We start from the raw sequence: 23198 nt of genomic DNA on the forward strand, positions 1-23198 counted from the left end.
CCCCCCATCTCCGCGTTGATCATGAGGTTATTGCCACGACACGCCGACGCGAGCGGCAATAACTTCATGATCAACGCAGTGCGGGCGGGGCGGGGCGGGGCGGGGCGGGGCCGGGGTGGGCGGGGTTAGGGGATGGTCAGGGTCAGTTCGGCGGTGTGGACCTTGGCGGCTACCTGGAAGTCCAGGTAGAGGCGGTAACGGCCGGGGTTGGGGATGGTCAGCCAGAACTTGACCTGGCCGTCGACCAAGTCCGGTTCGGGATGTACGTGCAGGTAACCGAGGTCGCCTTCGCGCAGTGCCACCAGGTGCCCGTACGCGCCGAGGTAGCGCTCCAGCGCCGCGCCACCGCTCGGGCCGTTGATCCGGAAGGTCAGCGGCACCGTCACCCCGGCCTGCGGACTGCCCTGGTAGCCGACCGTGAACCCGTCCACCGTCGTCGAGGTCACCGGCGCGGGCAGCGGACGCGGCTGGTACGCGCCCGGCACGACCAGGTCCACGCCGAGGGTCACCGCGCTCTGGCCGCCGTTGTCGGCGACCACGGTGAAGTCCGCGTACGCCCGCCAGACACCGGGCTGCGGGAGGGTCATCGGCACCGACCAGGTGCCGTCCGGCGTCATGGTCGGGTGCAGGTGCTGGTAGCCGGTCAGGTCCCGGCGGACCACGATGACGTGCATCGGCTTGTCGTGCACGACGGCGAAGCGGGTGACCGGTCGACGTTGCGCGTCACGTACCTGGAAGCGCAGTTGCTCCGGGCGGCCGGCCGGGAACTCGGTGCCCAGTGGCACCAGCGTGTATCCGCCCGAGCTGACCGACAGACCGCCGGGCTCGGTGGCCGGGCCCTGGTCGGTGCCCGCGACCGAGCCGTGGTCGTGGGGCGCGGTGCCCGCCGGGTGGGTGTGGTCGGGGGTCAGCGCCGCACCGCCGATCGGGCCGCCGCTGGCACTGGTGCCGCCGTTCAGGCGACCAAGGCCGAAGCCGAGCAGGACGGCGAGCACCAGACCGCCCACCACCAACGCCATCCGGACCGTGCTCCGGTCGGGCGCACCCGCAACATCCACGGCCGCGGCGACCGGCCCGTCGGACGAGGGCACGGCAGCCCGGTCCGGCGCGGCGGCGCTGCGGTCCGGCGCGGTCGCGCCAGCTCCTACCGGGGGGACGGCGCTTGCGCCCGACGACGCCGCGCCAGCCCGCTCCGGAGAAACCTCGCTTGCGTCCGACGACGCCGCGCCGGCCTGGGCCGAGGCGACCGGGCTCCCGTCCGACACGACCGTGCCCGCCTGGTCAGGCACCGCCGGAGTCCCGCTCATCCCGCCACCGTACCGTCGTGTCCGGCCGGTTCCGGCCGACGCCGGGACAGCGTGGCGGCCGTCGCAATCCGCCCGGCCCGGGAACTTTCCGCCCGCCGCCGTCGACCGGCGCTCATGGACGACTCAGCCGGCCACGGCGAGCGCGAGCGGGAGCACGTCGGGAGCGCCGGCCCGCCGGAGTTCCCGGGTCACCATCGCCATCGTCCAGCCCGAGTCGACCAGGTCGTCGACGAGCAGCACCGGCCCGTCCAGCGCGGCCAGCGCGTCGGCCAGCTCGGGCGGCACGGAGAAGGCGTCGTGCAGTGCGCGTACCCGCTGGGCGCTGTTGCCGCGCGGCCCGCCGGGGCCGTCCGGGCCGGTCGCGGTGACCGCGCCGAGCAGCGGCAGCCGGCCCACGGCGGCGATCCGCTCGGCCAGCGAGCCGACCAGCCGGGGACGACGTCGGGAGGAGACGGCGACCACCGCCACCGGGCGGCGGGGCCACGGGTCGTCGCCGTGCGCCCAGGCCTTCAGCACCTCCACCACCGCGCCGGCCACGTCGTCGGGCACCGGAGCGTCGGACGCCTCCGGCCCGACCACGTCCCGCAGCCGACCGCCCCACCCCAGGTCGGAGAGGCGGCCGACCGCGCGGCCGGGCAGCGCCTGGTCCGCCGGGGCGATCCGGCCCTTGAGGGGTACGCCGACCGCCTCCAACCCGGTGGGCCAGAGCTTCTTGGGGGCGATCTCGACACCCGGGCGGCCCAGGAACGTCTGTGCGGCGGCGAGCGCGGACGTCGAGGTGTCCGCGGCGAACAGTGGGCCGGCGCACCTGTCGCACCGGCCGCAGTCGGTCGCCCCGGTGTCGTCCAGGCGCTCCCGTAGGTATCGCATCCGGCAGTCGCCCGTCGACGCGTACTCCCGCATGGCCTCCTGCTCGACGGTGCGCGCCTGGGCGACGCGGCGCAACCGGGCCTCGTCGTAGACCCAGGGCTCGCCCGTGGCGAGCCAGCCACCGCGCACCCGGCGGACGGCGCCGTCCACGTCGAGCACCTTGAGCATCAGCTCCAGGCGGGCCCGGCGCAGGTCGACGAGCGGTTCGAGGGCCTGGGTGGAGAGCGGCCGGTCGGTGTGCAGGGCGGCCAGCACCGCACGGACCTGCTGCTCCGGCGGGAACGCCAGCGAGGCGAAGTAACGCCAGATGGCGGCGTCCTCGACGCCGGGCAGCAGCAGCACCTCGGCGTGTTCGACGGCGCGGCCGGCGCGGCCGACCTGTTGGTAGTACGCGATCGGCGACGGCGGCGCGCCGAGGTGGACGACGAAGCCCAGGTCGGGTTTGTCGAACCCCATGCCGAGCGCGCTGGTGGCGACCAACGCCTTGATCTTGTTGTCGAGCAGGTCCTGTTCGGCGGCGCGTCGGTCGGCGTCGTCGGCCTGGCCGGTGTACGACGCGACCGGATAGCCCCGCGAGCGCAGGAACTCGGTGGTCTCCCCCGCCGCCGCGACGGTCAGCGTGTAGACGATGCCGGAGCCGGGCAGCTCGTCCAGGTGGTCGGCGAGCCAGGCCAGTCGGTGCGCGGGGCTGGGCAGGTCGAGCACGCCGAGCCGCAGCGACTCACGGTCGAGCGTGCCGCGCAGGACGAGTGCGTCGCCCAACTGCTCGGCGACGTCCTGGGTGACGCGTGCGTTGGCGGTGGCGGTGGTGGCCAGCACGGGCGTGCGCTCGGGCAGTTCGGCGAGGAAGGTCCGCAGCCGCCGGTAGTCCGGCCGGAAGTCGTGCCCCCAGTCGGAAACGCAGTGCGCCTCGTCGACCACCAGCAGACCGGTCGTCGCGGCGAGCTTCGGCAGCACGCCGTCGCGGAAGTCCGGGTTGTTGAGTCGTTCCGGGCTGATCAGGAGGACGTCCACCGCCCCGGCCTGGATCTCGGCGGTGATCTCGTCCCACTCGTCGAGGTTGGCCGAGTTGATGGTGCGCGCCCGGATGCCGGCGCGGGCCGCCGCCTCCACCTGGTTGCGCATGAGAGCCAGCAGCGGCGACACGATGACGGTCGGCCCGTGCTCGCCGCCCTCCTCGCGGGCGCGGAGCAGCGCGGTGGCCACGAAGTAGACCGCCGACTTGCCCCAACCGGTGCGCTGCACGCACAGCACCCGACGCCGGTCGACGACCAACGCCTCGATGGCCCGCCACTGGTCCTCGCGCAGCCGGGCGTGCTCACCGGCCAGCCGACGCAGCACCGCCTCGGCCCGCTCCCGTACCGCCACCCGCTCGTCGCCCATCCGGCATTTCTACCAGCGCGGTCCGTCAGAACCCCGGCCCGCGCGGGAGGTTCCGGTCACGATCCGCCTGTGCGCGCCTCGTTGGGCCGGGACGCCGGGGGCAGGAAGAGCAACAGGTCGCGAAGGGGCTCGGTCGCGCTGGGAGGCAGCAGGCAGCGCGACGCGAACTCTTCCATCGAGGCGTACGGGCCACGCAGCCAGCGGTCCACCACGATCTGCCGGCCCTGCTCGGCCGTCAGGCCGGGTAGGGCCGTGAGCACCTGCTCCGGGACCGCGTTGACGTCGACCAGGCCGCCGTCGTCGAAGGTGCCGGGCAGGTCGGGTCGGCCGAGTCCCAACTCGGTACGGGCTGCCGGGTAGTGATAGAGCAGGTAGCGGGCGTGCTCCCGGCGGATGCGCCGCTCCTCGTCGGCACGACCCCGGGCGCTGTCCGGTCGTCCGGTGATCGCCGCCCAGAGTCCACGGCTGAGCAGCACCACGTGCGCCGCCCCGGCGAGCCAGGTGATGAGGGCGAGGCCGAGGAAGGTCACCGCCTGCGGTCCGGGTACCTCGGCGTCCGGACTCTCGACGTCGAGCATGACCACCTCGACGACGACCAGCGCCAGGTAGACGAGACCGGCGACCGCGAGACGCCAGCTCCGCCGCCAGCCCGCGTAGGCCAGGATCACCAGCCAGGTCAGGCAACCGAACGAGAGCAGGACGAGCACCGTCCCGAGGATCGTGACCGTCCTGCTCGCCCAACGCGGCGTCTCCCGCCGAGCGGGCTTCGTGGGGGCCGCCGGAGGTGGCAGCGGCAGGAGCGCGGGGGGAGGCGGCCCGGAAACGGCGGCTGGCGATGCCGGTACCAGGGGACCGACGGGCGCGACCACCGACGGTGCCGGTCCGGGCATCGTCACCGCTGGCGGCACCCGCGGTTCGGGCACCGTGGCAGCCGGTCGCGGTGCCTGCGGTCCGGCACTGCGCGGCGCCGCCGGTGCGGCAACGGGCTGCGGTGCCGGTTCGACGATGCGCTGCGGTGCCGGGGTGGCGACGGGCTGCGGTGCCGTCAGGGTCGGGTCGGAGCGCAGGATGCGCCGGTGCAGTTCCTGCAACGCCTCGCCCGGCTCGATGCCGTACTCCTCGCGGAGCAGGTCGCCGAACTCCCGGTAGGCGGCGAGCGCCTCCGCCTGCCGCCCGCTGCGGTAGAGCGCGAGCACGAGTTGGTATCGCAGCCGTTCCCGGACGGGGAACTCGGCCACCAACTCCACCAGCTCACCGACCGTCTCGCGGTGCCGCCCGAGGTCCAGCGTCAACTCGGACCGGGTCTCCAACGCCACGGCCCGTAACTCCACCAGCCGCTGCCGGGCCGCCTCGAAGATCGGCCCGGCGAAGCCGGTGAACGGCTCCCCCTGCCACAGGTCCAGGGCGGCGGCCAGTTCGGCCAGTGCCTCGTCCGTACGCCCGCCCGTGTGTCGCTGACGGGCGGCCTGCACGCCCCGTTCGAAGCGGACCGCGTCCACCGCCTCGGGGTCCACCCGCAGCGAATAGCCGGCGTCGGTCAGGCTGAGCACCTGTCCCGGCGTACGGGGAGACCGGTCCGGTTCCAGCACCCGGCGCAGCCCGGCCACGTACTTCTGCACGACGTTGGGACCGTTCGCGGGCGGATCCTCCGGCCAGACCGCGTCGACGATCTGCCCGGTGGACACCGGGCGGCCGGTGGCGAGCAGCAGTACGGCGAGCACCGCCCGCTGCTTGGCCGGACCGAGGTCGATCTCCCGGTCGGCGTACCAGGCCCGCTGAGGCCCGAGAATCTCGAAACGCAGTTGGCCTGACATGCGCGTTCTCGCTCCTGACACCCCCGGGACCGCCGGACGGCAGTGCCCGGCAGCCGGACGGCAGCATATCGGCAGCCGAACCGCCGTGCCGGCCGGCAGCATTCTCGTCGGCAGAAGCCACGCAGCGAGAAAGAGACATGTGATGACACAGGCAACGGGCACCGCCGGCACCATTCGACGGACGGTCGGTACGGTCGCCGCCGTGCTGGCCGCGACCACCCTGCTCGCGGGTTGCGGGACGCAGAGCGAACCCACCTCGGCGCCACAGAGCAGCCCGTCCGCCAGCCCGAAGGACGCGCTCCTGGCCGCCGTCCCGGATGGCAAAGAGGGGGCGTTCCGGTTCAGTGGCAAGGACGCCTCGAGCACGATCGACGGCCGGATCGACCCGGCGGCGAACGCGTTCGAACTCAACATGGTCATGCCGCCGGACGACGGCGTCGTGGTGAAGATGTCGTTCCTGGTGATCAAGGACCAGAACTGGGTGAAGGCGAAGTTCAGCGGCCGCCCCGGCCTGCCGAAGTTCCCGGACAAGTGGATGAAGCTGGACCGCACGAAGCTGACCGACGCCGCGAGCATCCCGACGTACGACGGTGTGGACCAGGGCAACGCGGGTCCGCTGATCCAGGCGGCCACCGAGGTCGAGGAGAAGAGCCCCGGCCAGTACGTCGGCTTCATCGACGTGAGCGCCGGGGAGGCGGCGAAGGCGCTGGAGGACGGCGAGGCGGCGGCCCTCGGCGAGGCGGGCAAGAAGGTGCCGTTCACGGCCGTGGTCGGCGCGGACAAGCACCTGGCGTCGTTGACGCTGAAGATGCCGGCCGCCGGCAAGACCAAGGCGTACGACTACGTCGTCAAGTACGCCGACTACGGCAGCGCGCCGAAGATCACCGCGCCGACCGGCGCCGCCGCCGTGAAGGCCCCGGCCATGGCGTACGACCTCCTGAACGGCTGATCCACGACAGGCGGCGGCCGCACGGGGGGCCGCCCCCACCCTCCCCTCACCGCAGGTTGATCAAGAGGTTCGCGTCAGGATTCGGCCGAATTCTGACGCGAACCTCTTGGTCAACACGGGTGGGGTCAGCGGCCGAGGACTGAGCCACCGTTGACGCCGAGGACCTGGCCGGTGACGTAGCCGGCGGCCGGGCTGGCGAGGTAGCGGACCGCCTCGGCGATGTCGTCGGGCAGCCCGGCCCGCTTGACGAGCGTCGCCGCGACCCGCGTGGCGTGCCCCTCCGGGGTCATCCGGTCGCCGAAGAACTCGGTCTCGGCCACGTAGCCCGGGCTCACCACGTTGACCGTGATCTGTTCCGGGCCGAGCTGCGCCGCCAGGTCGTACGCCCAACCGTGCAGGGCCGCCTTGCCCGCCGAGTACGGGCCACCGCCACCCCGCTGGGCGGAGATCGAGCTGACCATGATCACCCGGCCGCCGGGCCGCCGCAGGAGGGGCCGGAGCGCCTCGGTCAACAGCACTGCGGTGAGCACGTTGGCGTCCAGGTTGGCCCGCCAGTACGCGGCGGTCCCGGCCAGCGTGTCGGTCTCCCCCGCCAGGTAGCCGCCGGCGTTGTTGACCACCACGTCGACCGGCCGACCGTCGACCGCGGCCAGGACCCGATCGAGCTGCTCCGGGTCGGTCAGGTCCGCGGTCACCGGGGTGACGGCACCCGTCCGTCCACATTCGACGCCGATGCGCTCGGCCGCCGCCGCCAACACGTCCGCCCGCCGCCCGACGACGAGAACGTCGTACCCGTCCCGCACGAGCGCGGAAGCAACGGCAGCCCCGATCCCGGTTCCACCCCCGCTGACCACCGCAAGCCGCGATTCCATCTACCTACCTCCCCAGCCGAGAACCCCGTCGATCATGAAGTTATCGCCATCCGGCACGGCGTGTCGTGACGATAACTCCATGATCACCGGGGATCAGCGGCGGAGGGTTCGGGTCAGGTGAGCGAGGCGGGGGGCCAGGCTGGTCAGGCCGCCGGGGAAGAAGTAGACCGCCAGGATGAAGACCGTGCCGAGGACGAACAGGGGCTGGCTGAGCGGACGGCTCAGGACCGCCGGCAGGTTGTCCACCGCGTCGCTGGTGCCGAAGGCGGTGAGCCGGTGGTCCAGGTACATGTAGAGGACACCGCCGAGCACCGGCCCCCACCGGGTGCCCGGTCCACCGAGCACCACCATGACGAGCAGTGACAGGGTCAGCTCCGAGGACGTGATGTGCGGCGACGCGCCGCCGACGATCAGCACGTAGACCACCCCGCCGGCCGACGCCAGACCGCCGGCAAGGGTGAACGCCACCAGCTTGTAGCGGTACGGGTCCAGCCCGAGGACACCGATCCGCCGCTCGTCGTCACGCAGCCCGGCGAGCACCCGACCGGTCGGGGACGCGCTGACCCGGTGCACCACGAAGACCACCAGGGTCAGGTACGCGAGCGCCAGCCAGTACAGGTTGACCGTGTTGGTCACCCCGACCAGTCCGGCCGGCAGCCCGGACACGTCCAGCGGCAGGCCCTCCTCACCGCCGGTGAGCCCGCCGAAGTCCCGGGCCACCAGGATCGCCCCGACCTGGGCGAAGGCCAACGTGACCATGGCGAACGCGATGCCCACGGTCCGCAGCGCCACCGCGCCGAGCAGCGCGGCGAGGATCGTGCCGCCGGTGATCGTCAGCAGCGCCGCCTGCCACAGCGGCAGTCCGGCCCGGGTGACGAGGATGTCGGTGCCGTACACGCCGGCCGCGAAGTAGAGCGCGTGCCCGAACGAGAGCATCCCGGTCCGGCCGAAGAGCAGGTCGTACCCGGCGGCCAGCCCGCCGAAGATCAGGCAGATGGCGAGTAGTTGCAGGGTGCCCGGCGAGTTGACCGGCCCTTCGAAGATCCCCGGCAGGGGGATCGTCGAGTACGGCAGGATCGCCAGCACGACGAGCGCGACGAGCGGCAGGAACGGGCGGACCCGGTGGGCACGGCCGGGTTTCGACACGGTGGGCGTCGGCGTCGGTGTTGCCTGAAGAAGCGTCATGCCGTTGCCACCTTTCCGGCGATGCCCTGCGGGCGCAGCAGCAGCACCACGGCCAGCAGCCCGACCACGCAGATGTCGCCGAGCCCGGACGTGCCGTAGTAGTTGACGAACTGCTGCACCAGCCCGACCACGACCGCCGCGTACGCGGAGCCGACCACCGAGCCCATCCCGCCGATCACCACCACGATGAACGCGAAGATCAGCAGTGAGCCGCCCTGACCGGGTGAGACGGTGCCGAAGTAGACCCCGCCCAGTGCTCCGGCGAGCGCCGCAGCCGCCCCGCCGATCGCGAAGACCAGGGTGAACGCCTTGCGGACGTCGATGCCGAGCGCGGTCACCATCTCCCGGTTCTCCACCCCGGCCCGGATCACCAGGCCGTACCGGGTCCAACGCAGGAACGCCAGGATCGCGCCGAGCACCAGCACCGCCGCGACGATCAGCAGCAGGCCGCCGTTGGGCACCTGCGCGCCGAGGATCCCGGTCACCTGCCGGGTCCAGTCCGGGCGCGGGAACGGTCGGGCGTCCGCGCCCCAGGTGGCCTGGAGCAGCGCCACCCCGGCCAGCGACAGGCCGACGGTGACCAGCACCTGCTCGATGGTGCGGGAGTAGAGCGGCCTGATCAGCACCAGCTCGACCAGGATCGCCACCAGCGTGCCGGCGGCCACCCCGAACGCGACCGCGAGCACGAAGCCGAACCCGTCCGGGCCGGCGCCCGGCAGGTTGCCCGCCGCCCACCAGGTGCCGTACGCGCCGACGCCGAGGAACAGCCCGTGCGCGAAGTTGAGCACGTCGGCCAGGCCGAAGACCAGCGACAGGCCGGACGCCACCAGGAAGTACAGCGCCGCCAGGCCCAGCCCGGTCAACGCCAACAGGATCACGGTGCTCACGCCTTCACCTCCGCGCCGACACCCAGCAGCGACTTCGTCAGCGCGGTCTCCAGCAGCAGGTCCTGCGCGTCGCCGGTCCAGGCGACCCGGCCGGCGGAGAGCACCACGGCGTCGCGGGCGAGTCGGCGGACGACGGCCAGGTTCTGCTCGACCAGCAGCACCGGCACCGACTCCGCGACCCGCTCCAGCACCTCGGCCACCTCGGCCACCACCTTCGGCGCCAACCCCTTGGTCGGCTCGTCGACCAGCAACAGCCGGTTGTCGTTGAGCAGCACCCGCCCGATCGCGAGCATCTGCTGCTGCCCGCCGGAGAGCGAGCCCGCCCGTTGGCGTCCGCGCCGGTCCAGCTCCGGGAAGAGCGCAAAGACCTTGTCGTACGCCGGGGTGGTGCCACGCCGTTCGGCGAGCCGCAGGTTCTCGGCGACGGTGAGGCCGGCGAACACGCACCGGTCCTCCGGTACGTAGCCGAGCCCACCACGGACCAGCCGGTGGGTGGGCCGGGCCAGCAGGCTCTGCGCGCCCATCCGGATGGTGCCGCGGGCCTCCCCGGCGGGCGGGGTGAGGCCGACGATCGCGCGCAGCGTGGTGGTCTTGCCGACGCCGTTGCGCCCGAGCAGGACGGTCACGCCGGTCGGTGCGACCGTGAAGGACACGCCCTGGAGGATGTGCAGCCCGGAGATCCGGACCGACAGGTCCTCCACGGTGAGGATCGGGTCCATCAGAGCGCCTCCCCGAGGTACGCCTCTTGCACGGTGGGGTTGGCCATCACCGTCTCCGGGGTGTCGCAGGCCAACAGCGCGCCGTGGTGCATGACGGCGATCCGGTCGGCCAGCTCCAGGATGACGTCCATGTGGTGCTCGACCATCAGCACCGAGCGGCCGCTGTCGCCGGTCAACGACTTGATGACCGTCACCAGCTCGGGCACGTCCTCGGCGCTGACCCCGGCCATCGGCTCGTCGAGCAGCATCACCCGGGGTTCACCGGCGAGCAGCAGGGCGATCTCCAACTTGCGTTTCTCGCCGTGGGCCAGGGTGCCGGCGAGCGCCGTACCCCGGTGGGCGAGGCCGACCCGGTCGAGCGCCGCGTCGGCGGCGGCGGCGACCTGCCGGTCGGCCGTCGCCCGCCGCCACAGCGCCATCGAGCCCCCGCGGTGGGCCTGCACGGCGAGCCGGACGTTCTCCCGCACGCTGAGCGAGCCGAAGACCGAGGACGCCTGGAAGGTACGGCCCAGACCGAGGCGGGCCCGCCGGTGCGGCGGGAGCGCTCCGATGTCCTGCCCGTCCAGGGTGATCCGGCCCTCCGTGGCCCGGCGCAGGCCGGTGATCAGGTTGAACAGTGAGGTCTTGCCGGCGCCGTTCGGCCCGATCACGCCCAGGAACTCTCCCGGCGCCAGGTCGAGGTAGACGCTGTCGACGATGGCGACCTCACCGATCCGCCAGGTCAGACCGCGGGTGGCGAGCATTTCTCAGCCCTTCATGGCCACGGCCGGTGGCGCGGTCTCGTCGCCGGTGAGGCTCTTCTGAGCGGTGGCCGTGAAGTCGGTGCCGCTGCCGGTCAGCTTGGCCTGGAACATCGGCTGGAGCAGCGCGTGGTCGGCGGCGCGGATGGTCATCTTGCCCTTGACACCGTCGAAGCTCCAGTCCTCCAGGGCCTTGACCATCTTGTCGACGTCGTCGCCGCCCTCCTGCACGGCCCGCACCACCATCTGGGCGGCGGCGAAGCCGTCCGGGTGGAACAGGTCGATGGTGTTCACCTTGGCCTTGAGCGCCTTGCTGGCCTCGGTGTCGGACGCGCCGTCGAAGTAGTGCGACAGGAAGGAGATCTTCGCGCCGGCCGCCCCGAAGGTGGGCCAGGAGGCGCGGATGTCCAGGCCGGTGACGACCGTGGTGGACGACAGGACGCCCTGCTGGTCGAGGGTCTGCCACATGGCCGGGGCGGTGGTGCCGGCCCAGGCGACGAAGAGCAGGTCCGGCTTGGCGGCCTTGATCTGGCTGGCGAACGGCGTGAACTCGGTGGCGCTGGCCGGTGCCCGCACGCTGCTCACGGTGGCGCCCGCGCCGCCGATGACGGTCTTGACGGCGGCCTCGTTGGCGTCGCCGAACGCGCCGTCCTGGGCGAAGACGACGACCTTCTTGCCGGTCGGGTCGCCGATGAAGGACTTGGCCGTCACCACGTCCTGGTAGGACTGCCGACCGGACCGGAACGTGTACTTGTTCGCCCCGGTCACCGCGTCGGTTGCGGCCGGGCCGGAGATGAAGAGAACCTTGTTCTGCGCCGCGATCGGCGCGACCTGCAACGCCACCCCGGACGCCGTCGAGCCGGCAATGATCTTCGTGCCCTTGCCGATCAGGTCCTTCGCGGCGGAGACCGCCTTGGCCGGGTCACCGGCGTCGTCGACCTCGGTCAACTCGATCTTCCGGTCACCGACCTTGCCGGTGCCCTTGGTAGCGAAGTCGAGCCCCGCCTTGAACCCCTCGATGTACTGCTTTCCATAGCTGGCCAGGGCTCCCGACTGGGAGTACACCAGGCCGACCTTGACCGGGGCGGCACTGTCGCCGCCGCCGGTGGCGGTGTCCTGCGGGCTACCGCAGGCCGTGGCGGCCAGCGCCGCGGCCATCATCGTGGCGGCGGAGAGGAACGCCCGCCGCGTGTGCCGGACCGTCATCGCGACTCCAGGTGAGGACAGGATGCTTGGTTGTCGGCTCACGCTAGAAGTGACGTCACCCACGGGCTATGTGGCGGAAACACACAAGTAACGCGAGGGGGGTGGCCCGGGGTTACAACGGGCCGCACTACCACCCTCGACCCGGACCTCCCGATGGCCCGAAGCGCCACCGACGGATCGACAGGTGTGTCGCCCCGAGCCATCCGCCGTCAGCCGCACGGCCCGGCGTGGTCCGCCGGGCGCGGGCACCGCCGCCGGCCGCCGAGCAGGTGGTCACAGAAGACCCGATGTCGTACGCACTGAGCGTCCTCCTCCGACACCGTCGTCTCGGCCCGGTCCACGTCGGCGAGGAAGCCCAGCGCGCGCGTTATCGCCCGCGCGAAACGCAACGCCGCCGGCAGATCAGCCGCCACCACCGGCAGGTGCACCACGAAGCGTTCCCTCGTCATGCTCACCCTCGATCAGTCGACCTGGAGGGCGGCCCGGCGCGCGGGTAGGGGACGCGCACCGGACCGCCCGGCCCCACGCCCGCAGCTCTCGACAGCGGCGGTACGAACGCGGAGCCAACCAGTGGCCCGAACTCCGAGGGGTTTGCCGAACCAACCGGAGCCGGACACCCAGCAACCTACCCCAAATACTTGTGTAGGTCGACGGTTCGCAGCAGCGACATTGCAGCTTGTTGCAGATATTGGTGTAGGCCGGCATGATCGAGGAGCCGAACCAACCGGAGTCCTCACCATGCCCACAGCAGAAGCGCCCTACCGGCGCATCGCCAACGAGATCGCCGCGAAGATCAAGAGCGGCGAGCTGAAGCCGGGCGACAAGCTGCCCTCCACTCGGGAACTCGCCGAGAGCTACGCCGTGCACATGAACACCGCGTCGCGAGCGCTCTCACTGCTGCATGACCGTGAGCTGATCACCGGCCAGCCCGGGCGTGGCACCTACGTAGCCAAGCACCCCGGCCGCTGACCGCCGAACTGTCAGATCGAGGACATTCACCACCACCGCAACCACGATCCGTTTGTCATCACCCCTGGTGAAGGGTCCGCCGACTCTGAAGGTTCGTTATAGCCCTAGCACTAGGACGACACCCAGAGCCACTCTCCGCTACCTTCACATCACCACTGGTGACGCGAGTCAGGAGACGCGGTGTCGGCCAATGACGAATTCTTCCGTTCCCGGAAAGCCGCAGCAGTGCTCAAGCACGGCATCCTGAAGCGCTATCCGGTCGTCTTCGCTTCGAAGACCGGCCAGGCGAAACCAGTCGTCTTCCTCGATGGCTACGCGGGACGAGGCGAGTATGAGGAGGAAGGCGAGGAAGGATCGCCGCTGCTGCTGTCCAGGTGCGCCGACACGGTCCAAGGCTTTCGGAACGTCTTGCTCTTCTTCGTCGAGAAGGACCCTTCCCACTTTGCGAACCTGCAACGGGTCCTGGAGCAGCGGGGTGGCTCAACGAGGCGCATCCTCCGGCAGGGCGACGTGGCAGACCATCTACCGGAGGTTCTATCGATTGCTCGTCAGGCTTCCCTCTTTGCCTTCCTCGACCCCTTTGGCCTGGCACTCGATTTCGGACTCGTACGCTCAGGGCTTCTCGGTCGGCCCCCTTCGCCACCGACGGAGGTTCTCCTTCACTTCAGCATCTCGGCCATCGCGAGGATGGGACGAGCGGTCCAGGTAGCGCGGTCCCGGGACGGCAAGTTGCCCCCTGCGGAACAGAAGACGGCCGACCACCTCACAAGATTTCTCGGTGATGACTCGTGGCAAGAACACTTTGCCCGGGTCAACGGGGACGGGGACGGGGAGACCGCGACTGAGATGGCCCTCAAAGTGGGCGCAGAGTACGAGAAGCGCTTGACCACAGGAACGGCCTACAGCGCAATCACGATGCCGGTCCGACCGCGCCCGGAACTCTCGCCGAAGTATGTCCTGATGCTGTTCACAAGACACACCGAAGGCGCTTGGCACTTCGCCGACGCCGTGGGGCAAGCCGGCGTGGACTTAGAGGAAGCCCGCTACGAAAGCCAGATGGGCCAGGAGACCCTCTTCGGGTCACTGCCGTTCGATCGTCCAGCACATGTGAACGGCGCGTTGCCGCGCGTCGCAGGAGTTGTTGAGCAGAACATCGTTCGACTGCTTGCGGAGTCGAACCCGGTCCAGCTGGCGGAGCGGGTGCCCGAGGTATACCGGGGCGTCCTTGGCCAGGCGTGGACGCGTCATGCGCGGCACGCGGTCAAGTCCTTGCACCGTCAGGGTCTGATTGACCACACCGGCGTCGGAGAATTCTGGAAGGACCCCATTCGACGGCTTTGAGATGGCGCACGACGGGGGTCGATCATCTGCGACTATGCGGCGGCGGGCAGGCGGGGTGTGGGCATCTCGTCCCACGTCCGACCGTCGAGGTGCCGGCCGCCAACCTTCGGCGTACGTCCGCCCCACTGCTTGAAGAAAAAGGCGGTGCCAGCAGAGGCGCACTGATCCCGGAGGTCACGCACCCACGCCGGGTCCATCGGGCGGCAGCCCTGCCCCGACTCGCCCCCCGCGATAAGCCAGTCGATGCCGTCGAGGTCAAGGTCGACCAGTGGCCCCAGCAGCGGCTCGGCTGAGATGAAACGTACCGCAGCCGGCACCTCGCGGAGCTGGGCGACCCGTTCCCGCTGAGCGTGATCCTCGACGCTCACGCCCATCCAGACGTTCGCCGGCCAGTCGATCTGATGGGCAACCTTCGCCAGCCTGGAGGCGCGCTTGGTGAGCACCTGGAAGGTGTGTCTGGGGGTCTCGCGCATCACAGCGAAGACCTGCTGCACGTAGGTGAGTGGAACCCGGGCGTGGAACAGATCCGACATGGAGTTGACGAAAACGGTCCGTGGATCACGCCAGCGGCGTGGAATATCAAGCGCATCGGGGTGCAGGGCTACGCCGAACCCGGGGCCGGAAGTGCGCGGGTCCCCGTCGGTCTGATACTTGGCCGAGCGCATGGCTTTCAAGCGCTTGGCGAGAGTCATCGCATAGCAGTTGTCGCAGCCTGACGAGATGCGGTCACAACCCGTGGTGGGATTCCAGGTTGCTTCCGTCCACTCGATGGCGCTTTTGTCCGCCATGCACCGCTCCTTCCGCTCGACGGGACAATACTGTCGAACAACCGTACGCATGGGAAGGGTTGCGCGGCGTGTTGGCCCATGAGGTTCTCCATCCCTACTCGTCGAAGACTCCCGAACCATGACAGCTTGTCTGACCGCCGTGCCGACTGAGCAAGCGAAGATCCGCACAACTTCCCTGTTGTTGCTGTCTCAGCGCAGGCGGAAGCAGCAACAACAGGGAAGTTGCTGCCTCATATCACCGGAGACGCCGCTGGCCCGGCGTCCGGGTGGCGGACGACGGGCCAGCGGGTGGGCCGGGCGTGATCGGCCCGGTGGTCGACCCGGCGCGGGTCGACGGCCGGGTCGAGGTTCGGTGGGCGGGGTCAGTGCCCAGCGGAGGTCAGCGGCCGGCGCGGGCGGCGACTGCGGTGTCCGGGTGGTCGCTGAAGACGCCGTCCAGACCGAGGTCGAAGAAGAGTTCGTACTCGGCCGTGATGTCGCCGCGCGCGTTCGGGTCGGTGCCGATGCGGAAGTCCACGGGGAGGAACTGGTTCTCCGCGCGGAACGTCCAGGAGTGCACGAGCAGCCGCTCGCGGTGCGCGTCGCGGACCACGTTCGTCGGGGCGAGCAGGTTACCGGCGGCGTCGCGCGGCACGATCAGGTTCTTGTTCGCGCCGATGCCGTCGGCGTACCCGGCGATCCACTTCAGGCCGGCGGCCGTGGCGAGGTCCTGGTAGGTGCGGGTGTCACCGGCGGCGGTGAAGTCGTACGGGCGACCGGTGGCGTCGAGGAGCTGGATCAGCTCCACGTCGGTGAGTCGGCTCAGCCGGCGCAGGTTGGCCGTCTCGAACGACTGGATGAAGACCGGCGAGTTCTTCCGGTCCAGCTTGTTGCGCCGCAGCACCGCGAGCAGCGGCTCCTCCAGCGGCTTGCCGATGGACGTGAAGTAGCTCGGGTGCTTGGTCTCCGGGTAGATGCCGATGGTGCGGCCCCGTGCCCGCCCCTCGGTCCGGGCCAGGTCGATGACCTCCTGGAGGGTGGGCACCTCGAAGCGGCCGTCGAAGGCGGTGTTCGCGACGCGTACCTGCGGCAGTCGCTCCTTTGCCCGCAGCGTCTTCAGCTCGGCGAGGGTGAAGTCCTCGGTGAACCAGCCGGTCACCGTGACGCCGTCGATGGTCTTCGTCGCCTTGCGGGCCGCGAACTCGGAGTGGGCCGCGACGTCGGTGGTGCCGGAGATCTCGTTCTCGTGCCGGGCCACCAGCACACCGTCGGAGGTGGACACCAGGTCCGGCTCGATGTAGTCGGCGCCCATCCGGATCGCCAGCCGGTACGCCTCAAGGGTGTGCTCCGGCCGGTAACCGCTGGCCCCGCGGTGACCGATGACGATCGGCCGGTCGGTGGTCCGGGCGCGGTCCGCGTCCGGCGAAGGGCCGGCCGCGGCCACGGTGGGCACGGCCACGGCGGCGGCGAGCAGCGCGCCGGCCACACCGAGGGTCGAGAGGGTACGTCGCAACGCCGTCTCCTGTCGTCGAGGGGGTCGCAGACAGCAGACCGGGTGCGATTGGCCGGGAGTTGGTCGATGTCTGGCCGGCAGGTGAATCTCCGGAATGGGCGTTCCGACTCCAGCGACCGTACGGAAAAGGAAGATTGTCTGGTGCGTCGGTTACTCCGCAACCCCGTGCGGCTTGTGCCGCTGGGGTTCCTGGTGCCGATCCTGCTCGGCGCCGGGCTGCTGATGACGCGCTGGTCGACCGTCCAGCACCAGCGGCCGCCGCTGGTCACGGCGTTGTTCACCGCCACCTCGGCGGTCTCCGTCACCGGGATGGCGGTCACCGACACCCCCAACTACTGGTCCGGCTGGGGCCTGCTGGTGATCACCCTGCTCACCCAGCTCGGCGGTCTCGGCATCCTCACCGTCGCGGCGCTTGTCATCCTCGTGGTCTCCCGCCAGCTCGGCCTGCGTAACCGGCTGCTGGTGCAGGCCGAGACGGCGGAGTTCGGCGTTGCCGACGTGACCCGGCTGCTGAGCCGGATCGCGGTGACGGTCTTCGCCTGCGAGGCGGTGATGACGGCGCTCGTCGCCGGCCGCCTCTGGTGGGCGTACGACTACCCGCCCGGCCGGGCCCTCTGGTCCGGTGTCTTCCACGCCGTCCAGGCGTTCAACAACGGTGGGTTCGCGCTCTACTCGGACGGCCTGCTGGCCTTCGACCGCGACCCCTGGGTGTCGCTGCCGTTGGCGTTCGGCGCCATCGTCGGCGGTCTCGGGTTCCCCGCCCTGTTCGAGGCGGTGCGCGAGTGGCGCAGGCCGGCGGGGTGGGCGGTCGCGACCAAGCTGACCATCTGGGGCAGCGTGGCGCTGCTGCTGCTCGGCTTCGTCGGCCTGCTCGCCGCCGAGTGGACCAACGACAGCACCATTGGCCCGTACGACGCCGCCGGAAAGACGCTCGCGTCGTTCACGCAGATCGCGCTGAGCCGGACCGGCGGGTTCAGTGTGCTGAACATCGGCGATCTCCAGGAGGAGAGCTATCCGCTGCTGATCGTGTTGATGTTCATCGGTGGCGGGAGCGCCAGCACGGCCGGCGGCATCAAGGTGTCCACGTTCTTCCTGCTGGCGTTCACCATCTGGGCGGAGCTGCGCGGAGAGCCCGACGTGACGGTCGGGCACCGTCGGGTGGCCACCGCCAGCCAACGGCAGGCCGTCACCGTCGCTCTGCTGAGCGTCGCGCTGGTCACGGCCGGGACGATGCTCCTGCTGCTGCTCACCGAGGGCGTGCGGTTCGTCGCGGTGCTGTTCGAGGTCACGTCCGCGTTCAGCACCACCGGGCTGACCATCGGCCTGGCCGGCGACCTTCCGAGCAGTGGTCAGGTGGTGCTGACGGTGTTGATGTTCATCGGTCGGGTCGGGCCGCTCACCCTCGGGTCGGCGATCGCCCTGAACACCCGCCGCAGGCTCTACCGCTATCCCCAGGAACAGCCGATTGTCGGCTAACGACGAGGAGGCCGAGGTGTCGACGAGACGAGCGGACGGCGGTGGCGTCGTCGTGATCGGGCTGGGCCGGTTCGGCTGCCACCTGGCCGGGTCACTCGCCCGGATGGGCCGCGAGGTGCTGGCCGTCGATCGCAATCCGGACCAGGTGCAGCGCTTCTCGGCCCAGCTCGACCGGGTGGTGCAGGCGGACGCCACCGAGGAGGGCGCGTTGCGGCAACTCGGCGTCGCAAGCTTCGGTCGGGCGGTGGTGGCCATCGGTGCGTCGGTCGAGGCGAGCGTGCTCACCGTGCTGGCGCTGGTCGAGCTGGGTCTGCCGCAGATCTGGGCCCGTGCCACGTCGCAGAAGCACGCCAAGATCCTGTCGTCGGTGGGCGCGCACCACGTGATCTTTCCGGAGGCGGAGACCGGTGACCGGGTGGCGCACCTGATCGTCAGTCGGCTGCTCGACTTCATCGAGTTCGACGACGACTTCGCGATCGCCACCGTCCGGGTTCCGCCGTCCCTGGTCGGTCGTACGCTGCACGACCTGCGTCCGCACGAGCGCGACGGGGTCCGGGTGATCGGCGCGAAGGTGCCGGGCGAGCGTTTCCGGTACGCCTCGGACGACACGGCGCTCGTGGACGGCGGAGTGCTGGTCGTGGAGGGCGGGATCGACCAGGTGCAGCGGTTCGCGGGGCGGCGCTGACAGGTCACTTCGGGTGGTGCGCGTGCCCCTCAGGCGCTTTCACCCTTTTCCCGGACCACCCGGCCCCTTGCCCTTGTTCGGCTTCGGCGCCTTCTCGGGTGCCTTCGGCGGCGTGGGCGCCTTGGGGGCGACCTTGGTGGTGGTCTTCGTCGTCTTCTTCGGTGCGGCCTTGGTCGGGGCGACCTTGACGGCCGGGGCGGTGGACGGGGTCGACCCGGCCACCCCGGAGACGCGTACCCCGCAGGTCGCGTCGCCGAGTCGGAACTCCACCGGCAGCGGGTTCGCCCCGGTGTACGTGCCGGCCAGGGTCAGCTTCTCGGCCGCGCCGGGCGCCAGCGTCTTCGCCTGCGCCGCCGGGCGGATCTGCACCGCCCCGCCCTGCTGCTGCGCCGGGGCGGGTTCGGCCTTGGTCACCTTCTGCTGGCCGGGGAACGTGAAGCTCATCGTCCAGTCGCTCAGCGCCCGGTCGCCGGTGTTGGTCAGGGTCAGCTCGGCCGTGAAGTCCTTGCCGGAGTCGGTGCGCAGCGCGTACGCCACCTCGCAGGGCGCCTTCTCCGGCAGACCCATCCGCGCCTCCGTGGTGGGCCGGTCCTGGCCGCTGGCCGGGCTGCGGGAGGTGAGCCCCCACATCGCCCCGGTGACCGCGATCAACCCGACGGCGGCCACCCCCGCCTCCACCCGCCGTCGCCGGTTCGCCTGCCGGATGCGGCCACGCCGGGTCCGCGACAGCGGAAGGGCGTCCGTCTCCGCCGACCAGGGCAGGATCGTGGTGCCGGCATTGGCCAGCGCGGCCGCGTCCAGCGGACCGCCCGCCGGAGAGACCGGTACCGCCGCCAGCATGCCGGCCGCCTCGGCGAGGGTCCGGGCCAGCTCGGCGGTGGTCGGCCGGTCGGCGGGGCGCTTGGCGAGGCAGCGCCGCACCAGGTCGGTCACCTCGTCGGGCAGCCCCGGCACCGGGGGCATCGGCTCCGGGTCGCTGTACATGTGCGCCCGCAGCATCTGGGTGGTCGTGGTCGCCTCCCACGGCAACCGACCGGTGAGCATCCGGTAGAGCAGCAGCCCTACGGCGTATACATCGGTGGCCGGGGACACCTGGCCGTTGTCCAGCCGCTCCGGCGCGAGGTACGCGGGCGTGCCCAGCAACGCGCCGTCCGGCCCCTTCTCGCTCTCCCCCACCAGCGCGGAGATCCCGAAGTCGACGACCTTCACCCCGGTCGAGGTGAGCATCACGTTGCCCGGGGTGACGTCGCGGTGCACGACCCCGCGGCTGTGCGCGGTGGCCAGCGCCGAGCTGACCTCCGCGCCGATCGTCACCGCCTCGCGCCACGGCAGCCGTACCTCGCGGCCGAGCCGGGTCGCCAGTGAACCGCCGTCGACCAGTTCCATCACGACGTACGGCACGGTCAGGCCGACCTGGTGGGACTCGCCGTAGTCGTACACGTTGGTGATGTTGGGATGGCAGAGCCGCGCGGCGGCCTGCGCCTCGACGCGGATGCGGTGCCGGAAGGCCCGGTCGGTGGCCAGCCGTGACGCCAGCACCTTCACCGCGACCTGGCGGCCCAGCACCTCGTCGTAACCGCGCCAGACCACTGACATGCCACCCGCGCCGAGCTGCTCGACGAGCCGATACCGCTCGTCGAGGAGTTGCGCGCTATTACGGTCCCCACCGCCCATGGTGGCCGTTGTTGCCCACCACGGGCCGGGCTACACCTGAAGGATCGGAATCGGTCAGGAATATCACCCGATCAGGCGGTCGCCAGCAGTTGGTCCACCGGGGCGTAGTCGTCGGTCAGCACCATCGCCGTACCGACGAAATCGGTGAGGTCCGCGCCGGAGAGCAGGCTGACGGTCGCGTCGACCACGTCGAGGCGGGCGCGGATGGCGGCCAGCGGCAGCGGCGCGTCGGACGCGACGATGAGGAAGTTGCTGCCCCGCTGCTCGGCGAGCGCCTCCGGCGGGGCGATCAGCGCGACGTTCGTGAACTCGGCGGCGACCGTCGCCAGCTCGGCGCGGATGAACCGCAGCGGCGGGTAGTCGATGACGTTCTGCACGTACACCCCGCCGGGTCGGGTCACCCGCCGGATCTCGGCGGCCATCTCCCGGGTCGCCAGGTGCCAGGGCACCACCAGGTGGCCGAACGCGTCGCCGACGATCAGGTCGCGGCTGTCCGCCGGCTCACCGGCGACCAGCATCCGGGCGTCACCCACCACCGCCCGCAGCCCTTGACCCGGGCGTACGCCGAGTTCCCGTTCGCCCAGCTCGACCAGCCCACCGTCGATCTCGAACACCAGGTTGTCGGTGCCCGGCCGGGTGGCGGTCAGGTACGTCGGCACGGTGAAGCCGCCGCCGCCCAGGTGCAGGGCGTCCAGCCGCTGCCCGGCCGGGGTGGCCACGTCGGCGACCGCGCCGATCCACTTCGTGTACGCGTACTCCAGGTGTCTCGGGTCGGCCAGGTCGACGTACGAGTGGTGAGCCGAGTTGAGCAGCAGCGTCCGGCCGCTCGGCCGGTTCGGGTCGGTGACGACACGGGCGCAGTGGTACGCGGTCTCGATGTCACACGGGTTCGGCGCGATGGTGCTCAGCCCCGCCCCGAGCAGGCCGAGGACGGCCAGCGCCGCTCGGGTCCGAGCCGGACCGGGCAGGTCGGTGCGCGCCTGCCGGCGCAGATACCAGCCGAGACCGAGCCCGACCAGGCCGAGAGAGATCGCCAGCGCCAGCAGGATGACCGTGCTGGGCAGCGCGGCGACCAGCACGAAGCCGGTGAGCAGGGTGGCGGTGATGCCGCCCAGGGTGCCGATGCTGGACAGTCGGCCGACCACCTGACCGGTCCGGCGCAGGTCGGCGAGCTGGAGCTTCACCACCAGCGGAGTGACCGCCGCCAGCAGCGCCGCCGGCACGAACACGGCGAGCGCCACCAACAGCAGGATGGCGCTGGCCGCCCCGCCGCGGAGCACCTCGCCGGCGTAGCGCACCACCGGCAGGGTGATCGCGGTGGCGATCCCGGCCAGCACCAGAGCGGGCGCCAGCAGGCCGCGCGGGTCGCGCCGGTCGGCCAGCCAGCCACCGGACCACGCGCCGTACGCGATGGCGGCGAGCGCGATGCCGATGACCGAGCTGGTCACCTGAAGGGTCACCCCGACGTACGGGCCGACCAGGCGCAGCGCGACCGTCTCCAGCACCAGTACGGCGCCGCTGGAGAAGAAGACCAGGAAGGCGGCCAGACCGTTGGGCAGCGCCCGGCCGGTGACCGGCACGGGCGAAGCTTCGGGAGCCGCTACGTCGGACGATGGAGAGCTCATCGTCGCGATGGTACGCAGCGAAGCTGCCGCTCCGGGTCAGTACATCGAGAGATGAACATGGTTTGTGTGCGAGGCGGCGGGGCTGCCGCTGCCGCTGTAGGCACGCCACCCGGTGCCGGGATGCCAGATCTGCCGGTACCAGATCACGTAGAGCACACCCAGCCGCTCGGCGTTGCGGACGTGCCAGGCGGCCAGGCTGTCCCCGTACGCCTTGTCGCCGCCGGTGGCGTTCTTGTCCTCGAAGCCGTTCGTGGCGGCCGAGAAGTCGCACGCCCGACCCTTCGGATGCTCGCCGCCGCCACCGCTGCGCTTGCAGGAGACGTGCCGCTTGTAGCCGGCCGCCTGGGTCTCCTTCAGGGCGTGCAGGGTGCGCGGAGTGATGCACCCCGAGGTGGTCGGGTCCTTCACGGAGCAGGACTCTGACGGCCAGGACCCGTCGGAGTTGCGCGGCGCCGGCTTCGCCGAGGTGGAGCTGCCGCCGCTGAAGCCGTTGCTGCCGCCCGAGCTGACCTCGGCCAGCGCCGCCTCGGCCTCCTTCTTCTTCTTGGCCATGACGGCGAGCTGCTTCTGCTGCTCACGGACCTCGGCGTCGATGGCGATCTTGGCCTGCTGGGCCTGCTGCCGGGCCTCGGTGAGATCGCGCAACCGCTTGCTGTCCCGCTGGGCCATCAGGTCCAGGTCGGCCGCCCGTTGCAGGAACGCCTGCGGCGTCGCGGTGTTGAGCAGCATCGCCGTGGGGGTGAGCCGGCCGGCCCGGTACGACTGCGCGGCCACCTCGCCGACCTGGGCAGTCAACCCGACCAGCCGAACCTCGACGGTCTTCAGCTCGCCGTTCAACGCCGTCTGCCGCCGCTTGGAGTTGTCCAGCTTGGCCTTGGCCTCGATGTGGCCCTTGGCGGTCAGCTCCAGCGCGTCCCGCAGCTTCTTGGTGCCGCCCTCGTCCGGCTCCGCGGACGCGGGCACACCTGGAGCGAGCACCAGCGCCAGGGCGGCGAGCAGCGGAAGCAGCACGCGGCGAACGCGCGGCTGACTGAGCCTGGTCCTGGGCACGAAAGCGTCCTTCCGTCGACCGCCGGCCCCCGGGTGACACGCTGCGCGGCGGCGTCCCCGCCGGCGCCGGGCGGCGGCCTGCTGGCGGAGACCGCCGGTCACGATACCGGAACGCGCGCCGGTGACCAGTCCCCTGACTCCCCCGCCGGCCCCGGTGTCGACGCAG

Annotated in this window: 20 protein-coding genes; 5 read left to right on the top strand and 15 right to left on the bottom strand. The window is 71.2% G+C overall.

What is annotated here, in order from left to right:
• Positions 1-125 precede the first annotated feature (125 nt).
• The 3 genes from ACN269_RS16670 to ACN269_RS16680 all read right to left on the bottom strand — a co-directional run bounded on the left by ACN269_RS16670 (position 126) and on the right by ACN269_RS16680 (position 5374).
• Positions 126-1307, bottom strand: a complete 1182-nt coding sequence (locus tag ACN269_RS16670) for a hypothetical protein (RefSeq protein WP_421473291.1) — start codon at positions 1305-1307, stop codon at positions 126-128.
• A gap of 123 nt (positions 1308-1430) precedes the next feature.
• On the bottom strand, positions 1431-3560 hold the full coding sequence (locus ACN269_RS16675; RefSeq protein WP_421473292.1) for a DEAD/DEAH box helicase: 2130 nt from the start codon (positions 3558-3560) through the stop codon (positions 1431-1433).
• Positions 3561-3616: 56 nt separating this feature from the next.
• Entirely contained in the window at positions 3617-5374 is a 1758-nt protein-coding gene (locus ACN269_RS16680) for a BTAD domain-containing putative transcriptional regulator (RefSeq protein ID WP_421473293.1), read from the bottom strand.
• A gap of 142 nt (positions 5375-5516) precedes the next feature.
• Between ACN269_RS16680 and ACN269_RS16685 the strand changes: the two genes are divergently transcribed.
• Entirely contained in the window at positions 5517-6323 is an 807-nt protein-coding gene (locus ACN269_RS16685; protein WP_421473294.1) for a hypothetical protein, read from the top strand.
• Between the two features lie 125 nt (positions 6324-6448).
• Here ACN269_RS16685 and ACN269_RS16690 read toward each other — a convergent pair whose 3' ends face one another.
• The 7 genes from ACN269_RS16690 to ACN269_RS16720 form a co-directional block, all read right to left on the bottom strand.
• A complete protein-coding gene (locus ACN269_RS16690; protein WP_421473295.1) occupies positions 6449-7195 on the bottom strand; it encodes an SDR family NAD(P)-dependent oxidoreductase in 747 nt (248 codons plus the stop codon).
• A 93-nt stretch (positions 7196-7288) separates the two neighbouring features.
• Positions 7289-8380 (bottom strand): branched-chain amino acid ABC transporter permease, encoded by a 1092-nt coding sequence (locus tag ACN269_RS16695; protein ID WP_421473296.1) that lies wholly within the window; start codon positions 8378-8380, stop codon positions 7289-7291.
• Positions 8377-9267 (bottom strand): branched-chain amino acid ABC transporter permease, encoded by an 891-nt coding sequence (locus tag ACN269_RS16700; protein WP_421473297.1) that lies wholly within the window; start codon positions 9265-9267, stop codon positions 8377-8379. The genes ACN269_RS16695 and ACN269_RS16700 overlap by 4 nt, the downstream gene beginning before the upstream one ends.
• The gene (locus ACN269_RS16705; RefSeq protein ID WP_421473298.1) at positions 9264-9986 is read right to left on the bottom strand and encodes an ABC transporter ATP-binding protein; all 723 of its coding nucleotides are present in this window, start codon (positions 9984-9986) and stop codon (positions 9264-9266) included. The genes ACN269_RS16700 and ACN269_RS16705 overlap by 4 nt, the downstream gene beginning before the upstream one ends.
• The gene (locus ACN269_RS16710) at positions 9986-10729 is read right to left on the bottom strand and encodes an ABC transporter ATP-binding protein (RefSeq protein ID WP_421473299.1); all 744 of its coding nucleotides are present in this window, start codon (positions 10727-10729) and stop codon (positions 9986-9988) included. Before ACN269_RS16710 ends, ACN269_RS16705 begins: the two co-directional genes overlap by 1 nt.
• Positions 10730-10732: 3 nt before the next feature.
• On the bottom strand, positions 10733-11932 hold the full coding sequence (locus ACN269_RS16715; protein WP_421473300.1) for a substrate-binding domain-containing protein: 1200 nt from the start codon (positions 11930-11932) through the stop codon (positions 10733-10735).
• Positions 11933-12141: 209 nt separating this feature from the next.
• Positions 12142-12381, bottom strand: a complete 240-nt coding sequence (locus tag ACN269_RS16720) for a hypothetical protein (protein WP_355053529.1) — start codon at positions 12379-12381, stop codon at positions 12142-12144.
• A 289-nt stretch (positions 12382-12670) separates the two neighbouring features.
• Between ACN269_RS16720 and ACN269_RS16725 the strand changes: the two genes are divergently transcribed.
• Both ACN269_RS16725 and tcmP read left to right on the top strand, forming a co-directional pair.
• On the top strand, positions 12671-12901 hold the full coding sequence (locus ACN269_RS16725; protein WP_421473301.1) for a GntR family transcriptional regulator: 231 nt from the start codon (positions 12671-12673) through the stop codon (positions 12899-12901).
• Positions 12902-13081: 180 nt separating this feature from the next.
• Positions 13082-14242, top strand: a complete 1161-nt coding sequence (tcmP, locus tag ACN269_RS16730; RefSeq protein WP_421473302.1) for a three-Cys-motif partner protein TcmP — start codon at positions 13082-13084, stop codon at positions 14240-14242.
• Positions 14243-14274: 32 nt separating this feature from the next.
• Here the strand turns inward: tcmP and ACN269_RS16735 are convergent, their stop codons facing one another.
• Positions 14275-15030 (bottom strand): DUF5131 family protein, encoded by a 756-nt coding sequence (locus ACN269_RS16735; RefSeq protein ID WP_421473303.1) that lies wholly within the window; start codon positions 15028-15030, stop codon positions 14275-14277.
• 379 nt (positions 15031-15409) lie between these two features.
• Positions 15410-16522: a glycerophosphodiester phosphodiesterase gene (locus ACN269_RS16740; protein WP_421473304.1), complete on the bottom strand. Its 1113-nt coding sequence runs from the start codon at positions 16520-16522 to the stop codon at positions 15410-15412.
• Between the two features lie 141 nt (positions 16523-16663).
• On the opposite strand from ACN269_RS16740, the gene ACN269_RS16745 reads away from it, so the two are divergent.
• Entirely contained in the window at positions 16664-17998 is a 1335-nt protein-coding gene (locus ACN269_RS16745; RefSeq protein WP_421473305.1) for a TrkH family potassium uptake protein, read from the top strand.
• A 16-nt stretch (positions 17999-18014) separates the two neighbouring features.
• Entirely contained in the window at positions 18015-18683 is a 669-nt protein-coding gene (locus ACN269_RS16750; protein WP_421473306.1) for a potassium channel family protein, read from the top strand.
• Positions 18684-18722: 39 nt separating this feature from the next.
• On the opposite strand, the gene ACN269_RS16755 is transcribed toward ACN269_RS16750, so the two are convergent.
• From ACN269_RS16755 to ACN269_RS16765, 3 genes are all read right to left on the bottom strand, one after another.
• A complete protein-coding gene (locus ACN269_RS16755; RefSeq protein ID WP_421473307.1) occupies positions 18723-20357 on the bottom strand; it encodes a protein kinase domain-containing protein in 1635 nt (544 codons plus the stop codon).
• A gap of 71 nt (positions 20358-20428) precedes the next feature.
• On the bottom strand, positions 20429-21982 hold the full coding sequence (locus ACN269_RS16760) for a fused MFS/spermidine synthase (protein ID WP_421473308.1): 1554 nt from the start codon (positions 21980-21982) through the stop codon (positions 20429-20431).
• A gap of 36 nt (positions 21983-22018) precedes the next feature.
• Positions 22019-22993: a coiled-coil domain-containing protein gene (locus ACN269_RS16765; protein WP_421476376.1), complete on the bottom strand. Its 975-nt coding sequence runs from the start codon at positions 22991-22993 to the stop codon at positions 22019-22021.
• Between the last annotated feature and the right edge of the window lie 205 nt (positions 22994-23198).

It is taken from the genome of Micromonospora sp. WMMD736, assembly GCF_049179015.1.
Classification (GTDB): Bacteria; Actinomycetota; Actinomycetes; order Mycobacteriales; family Micromonosporaceae; genus Micromonospora.

Coding starts and splice junctions, on each gene's coding strand:
- ACN269_RS16670 (WP_421473291.1), bottom strand. CDS start 1,307: ATGAGCGGGACTCCGGCGGTGCCTGACCAGGCGGGCACGGTCGTGTCG.
- ACN269_RS16675 (WP_421473292.1), bottom strand. CDS start 3,560: ATGGGCGACGAGCGGGTGGCGGTACGGGAGCGGGCCGAGGCGGTGCTG.
- ACN269_RS16680 (WP_421473293.1), bottom strand. CDS start 5,374: ATGTCAGGCCAACTGCGTTTCGAGATTCTCGGGCCTCAGCGGGCCTGG.
- ACN269_RS16685 (WP_421473294.1), top strand. CDS start 5,517: ATGACACAGGCAACGGGCACCGCCGGCACCATTCGACGGACGGTCGGT.
- ACN269_RS16690 (WP_421473295.1), bottom strand. CDS start 7,195: ATGGAATCGCGGCTTGCGGTGGTCAGCGGGGGTGGAACCGGGATCGGG.
- ACN269_RS16695 (WP_421473296.1), bottom strand. CDS start 8,380: ATGACGCTTCTTCAGGCAACACCGACGCCGACGCCCACCGTGTCGAAA.
- ACN269_RS16705 (WP_421473298.1), bottom strand. CDS start 9,986: ATGGACCCGATCCTCACCGTGGAGGACCTGTCGGTCCGGATCTCCGGG.
- ACN269_RS16710 (WP_421473299.1), bottom strand. CDS start 10,729: ATGCTCGCCACCCGCGGTCTGACCTGGCGGATCGGTGAGGTCGCCATC.
- ACN269_RS16715 (WP_421473300.1), bottom strand. CDS start 11,932: ATGACGGTCCGGCACACGCGGCGGGCGTTCCTCTCCGCCGCCACGATG.
- ACN269_RS16720 (WP_355053529.1), bottom strand. CDS start 12,381: ATGACGAGGGAACGCTTCGTGGTGCACCTGCCGGTGGTGGCGGCTGAT.
- ACN269_RS16725 (WP_421473301.1), top strand. CDS start 12,671: ATGCCCACAGCAGAAGCGCCCTACCGGCGCATCGCCAACGAGATCGCC.
- ACN269_RS16735 (WP_421473303.1), bottom strand. CDS start 15,030: ATGGCGGACAAAAGCGCCATCGAGTGGACGGAAGCAACCTGGAATCCC.
- ACN269_RS16755 (WP_421473307.1), bottom strand. CDS start 20,357: ATGGGCGGTGGGGACCGTAATAGCGCGCAACTCCTCGACGAGCGGTAT.
- ACN269_RS16760 (WP_421473308.1), bottom strand. CDS start 21,982: ATGAGCTCTCCATCGTCCGACGTAGCGGCTCCCGAAGCTTCGCCCGTG.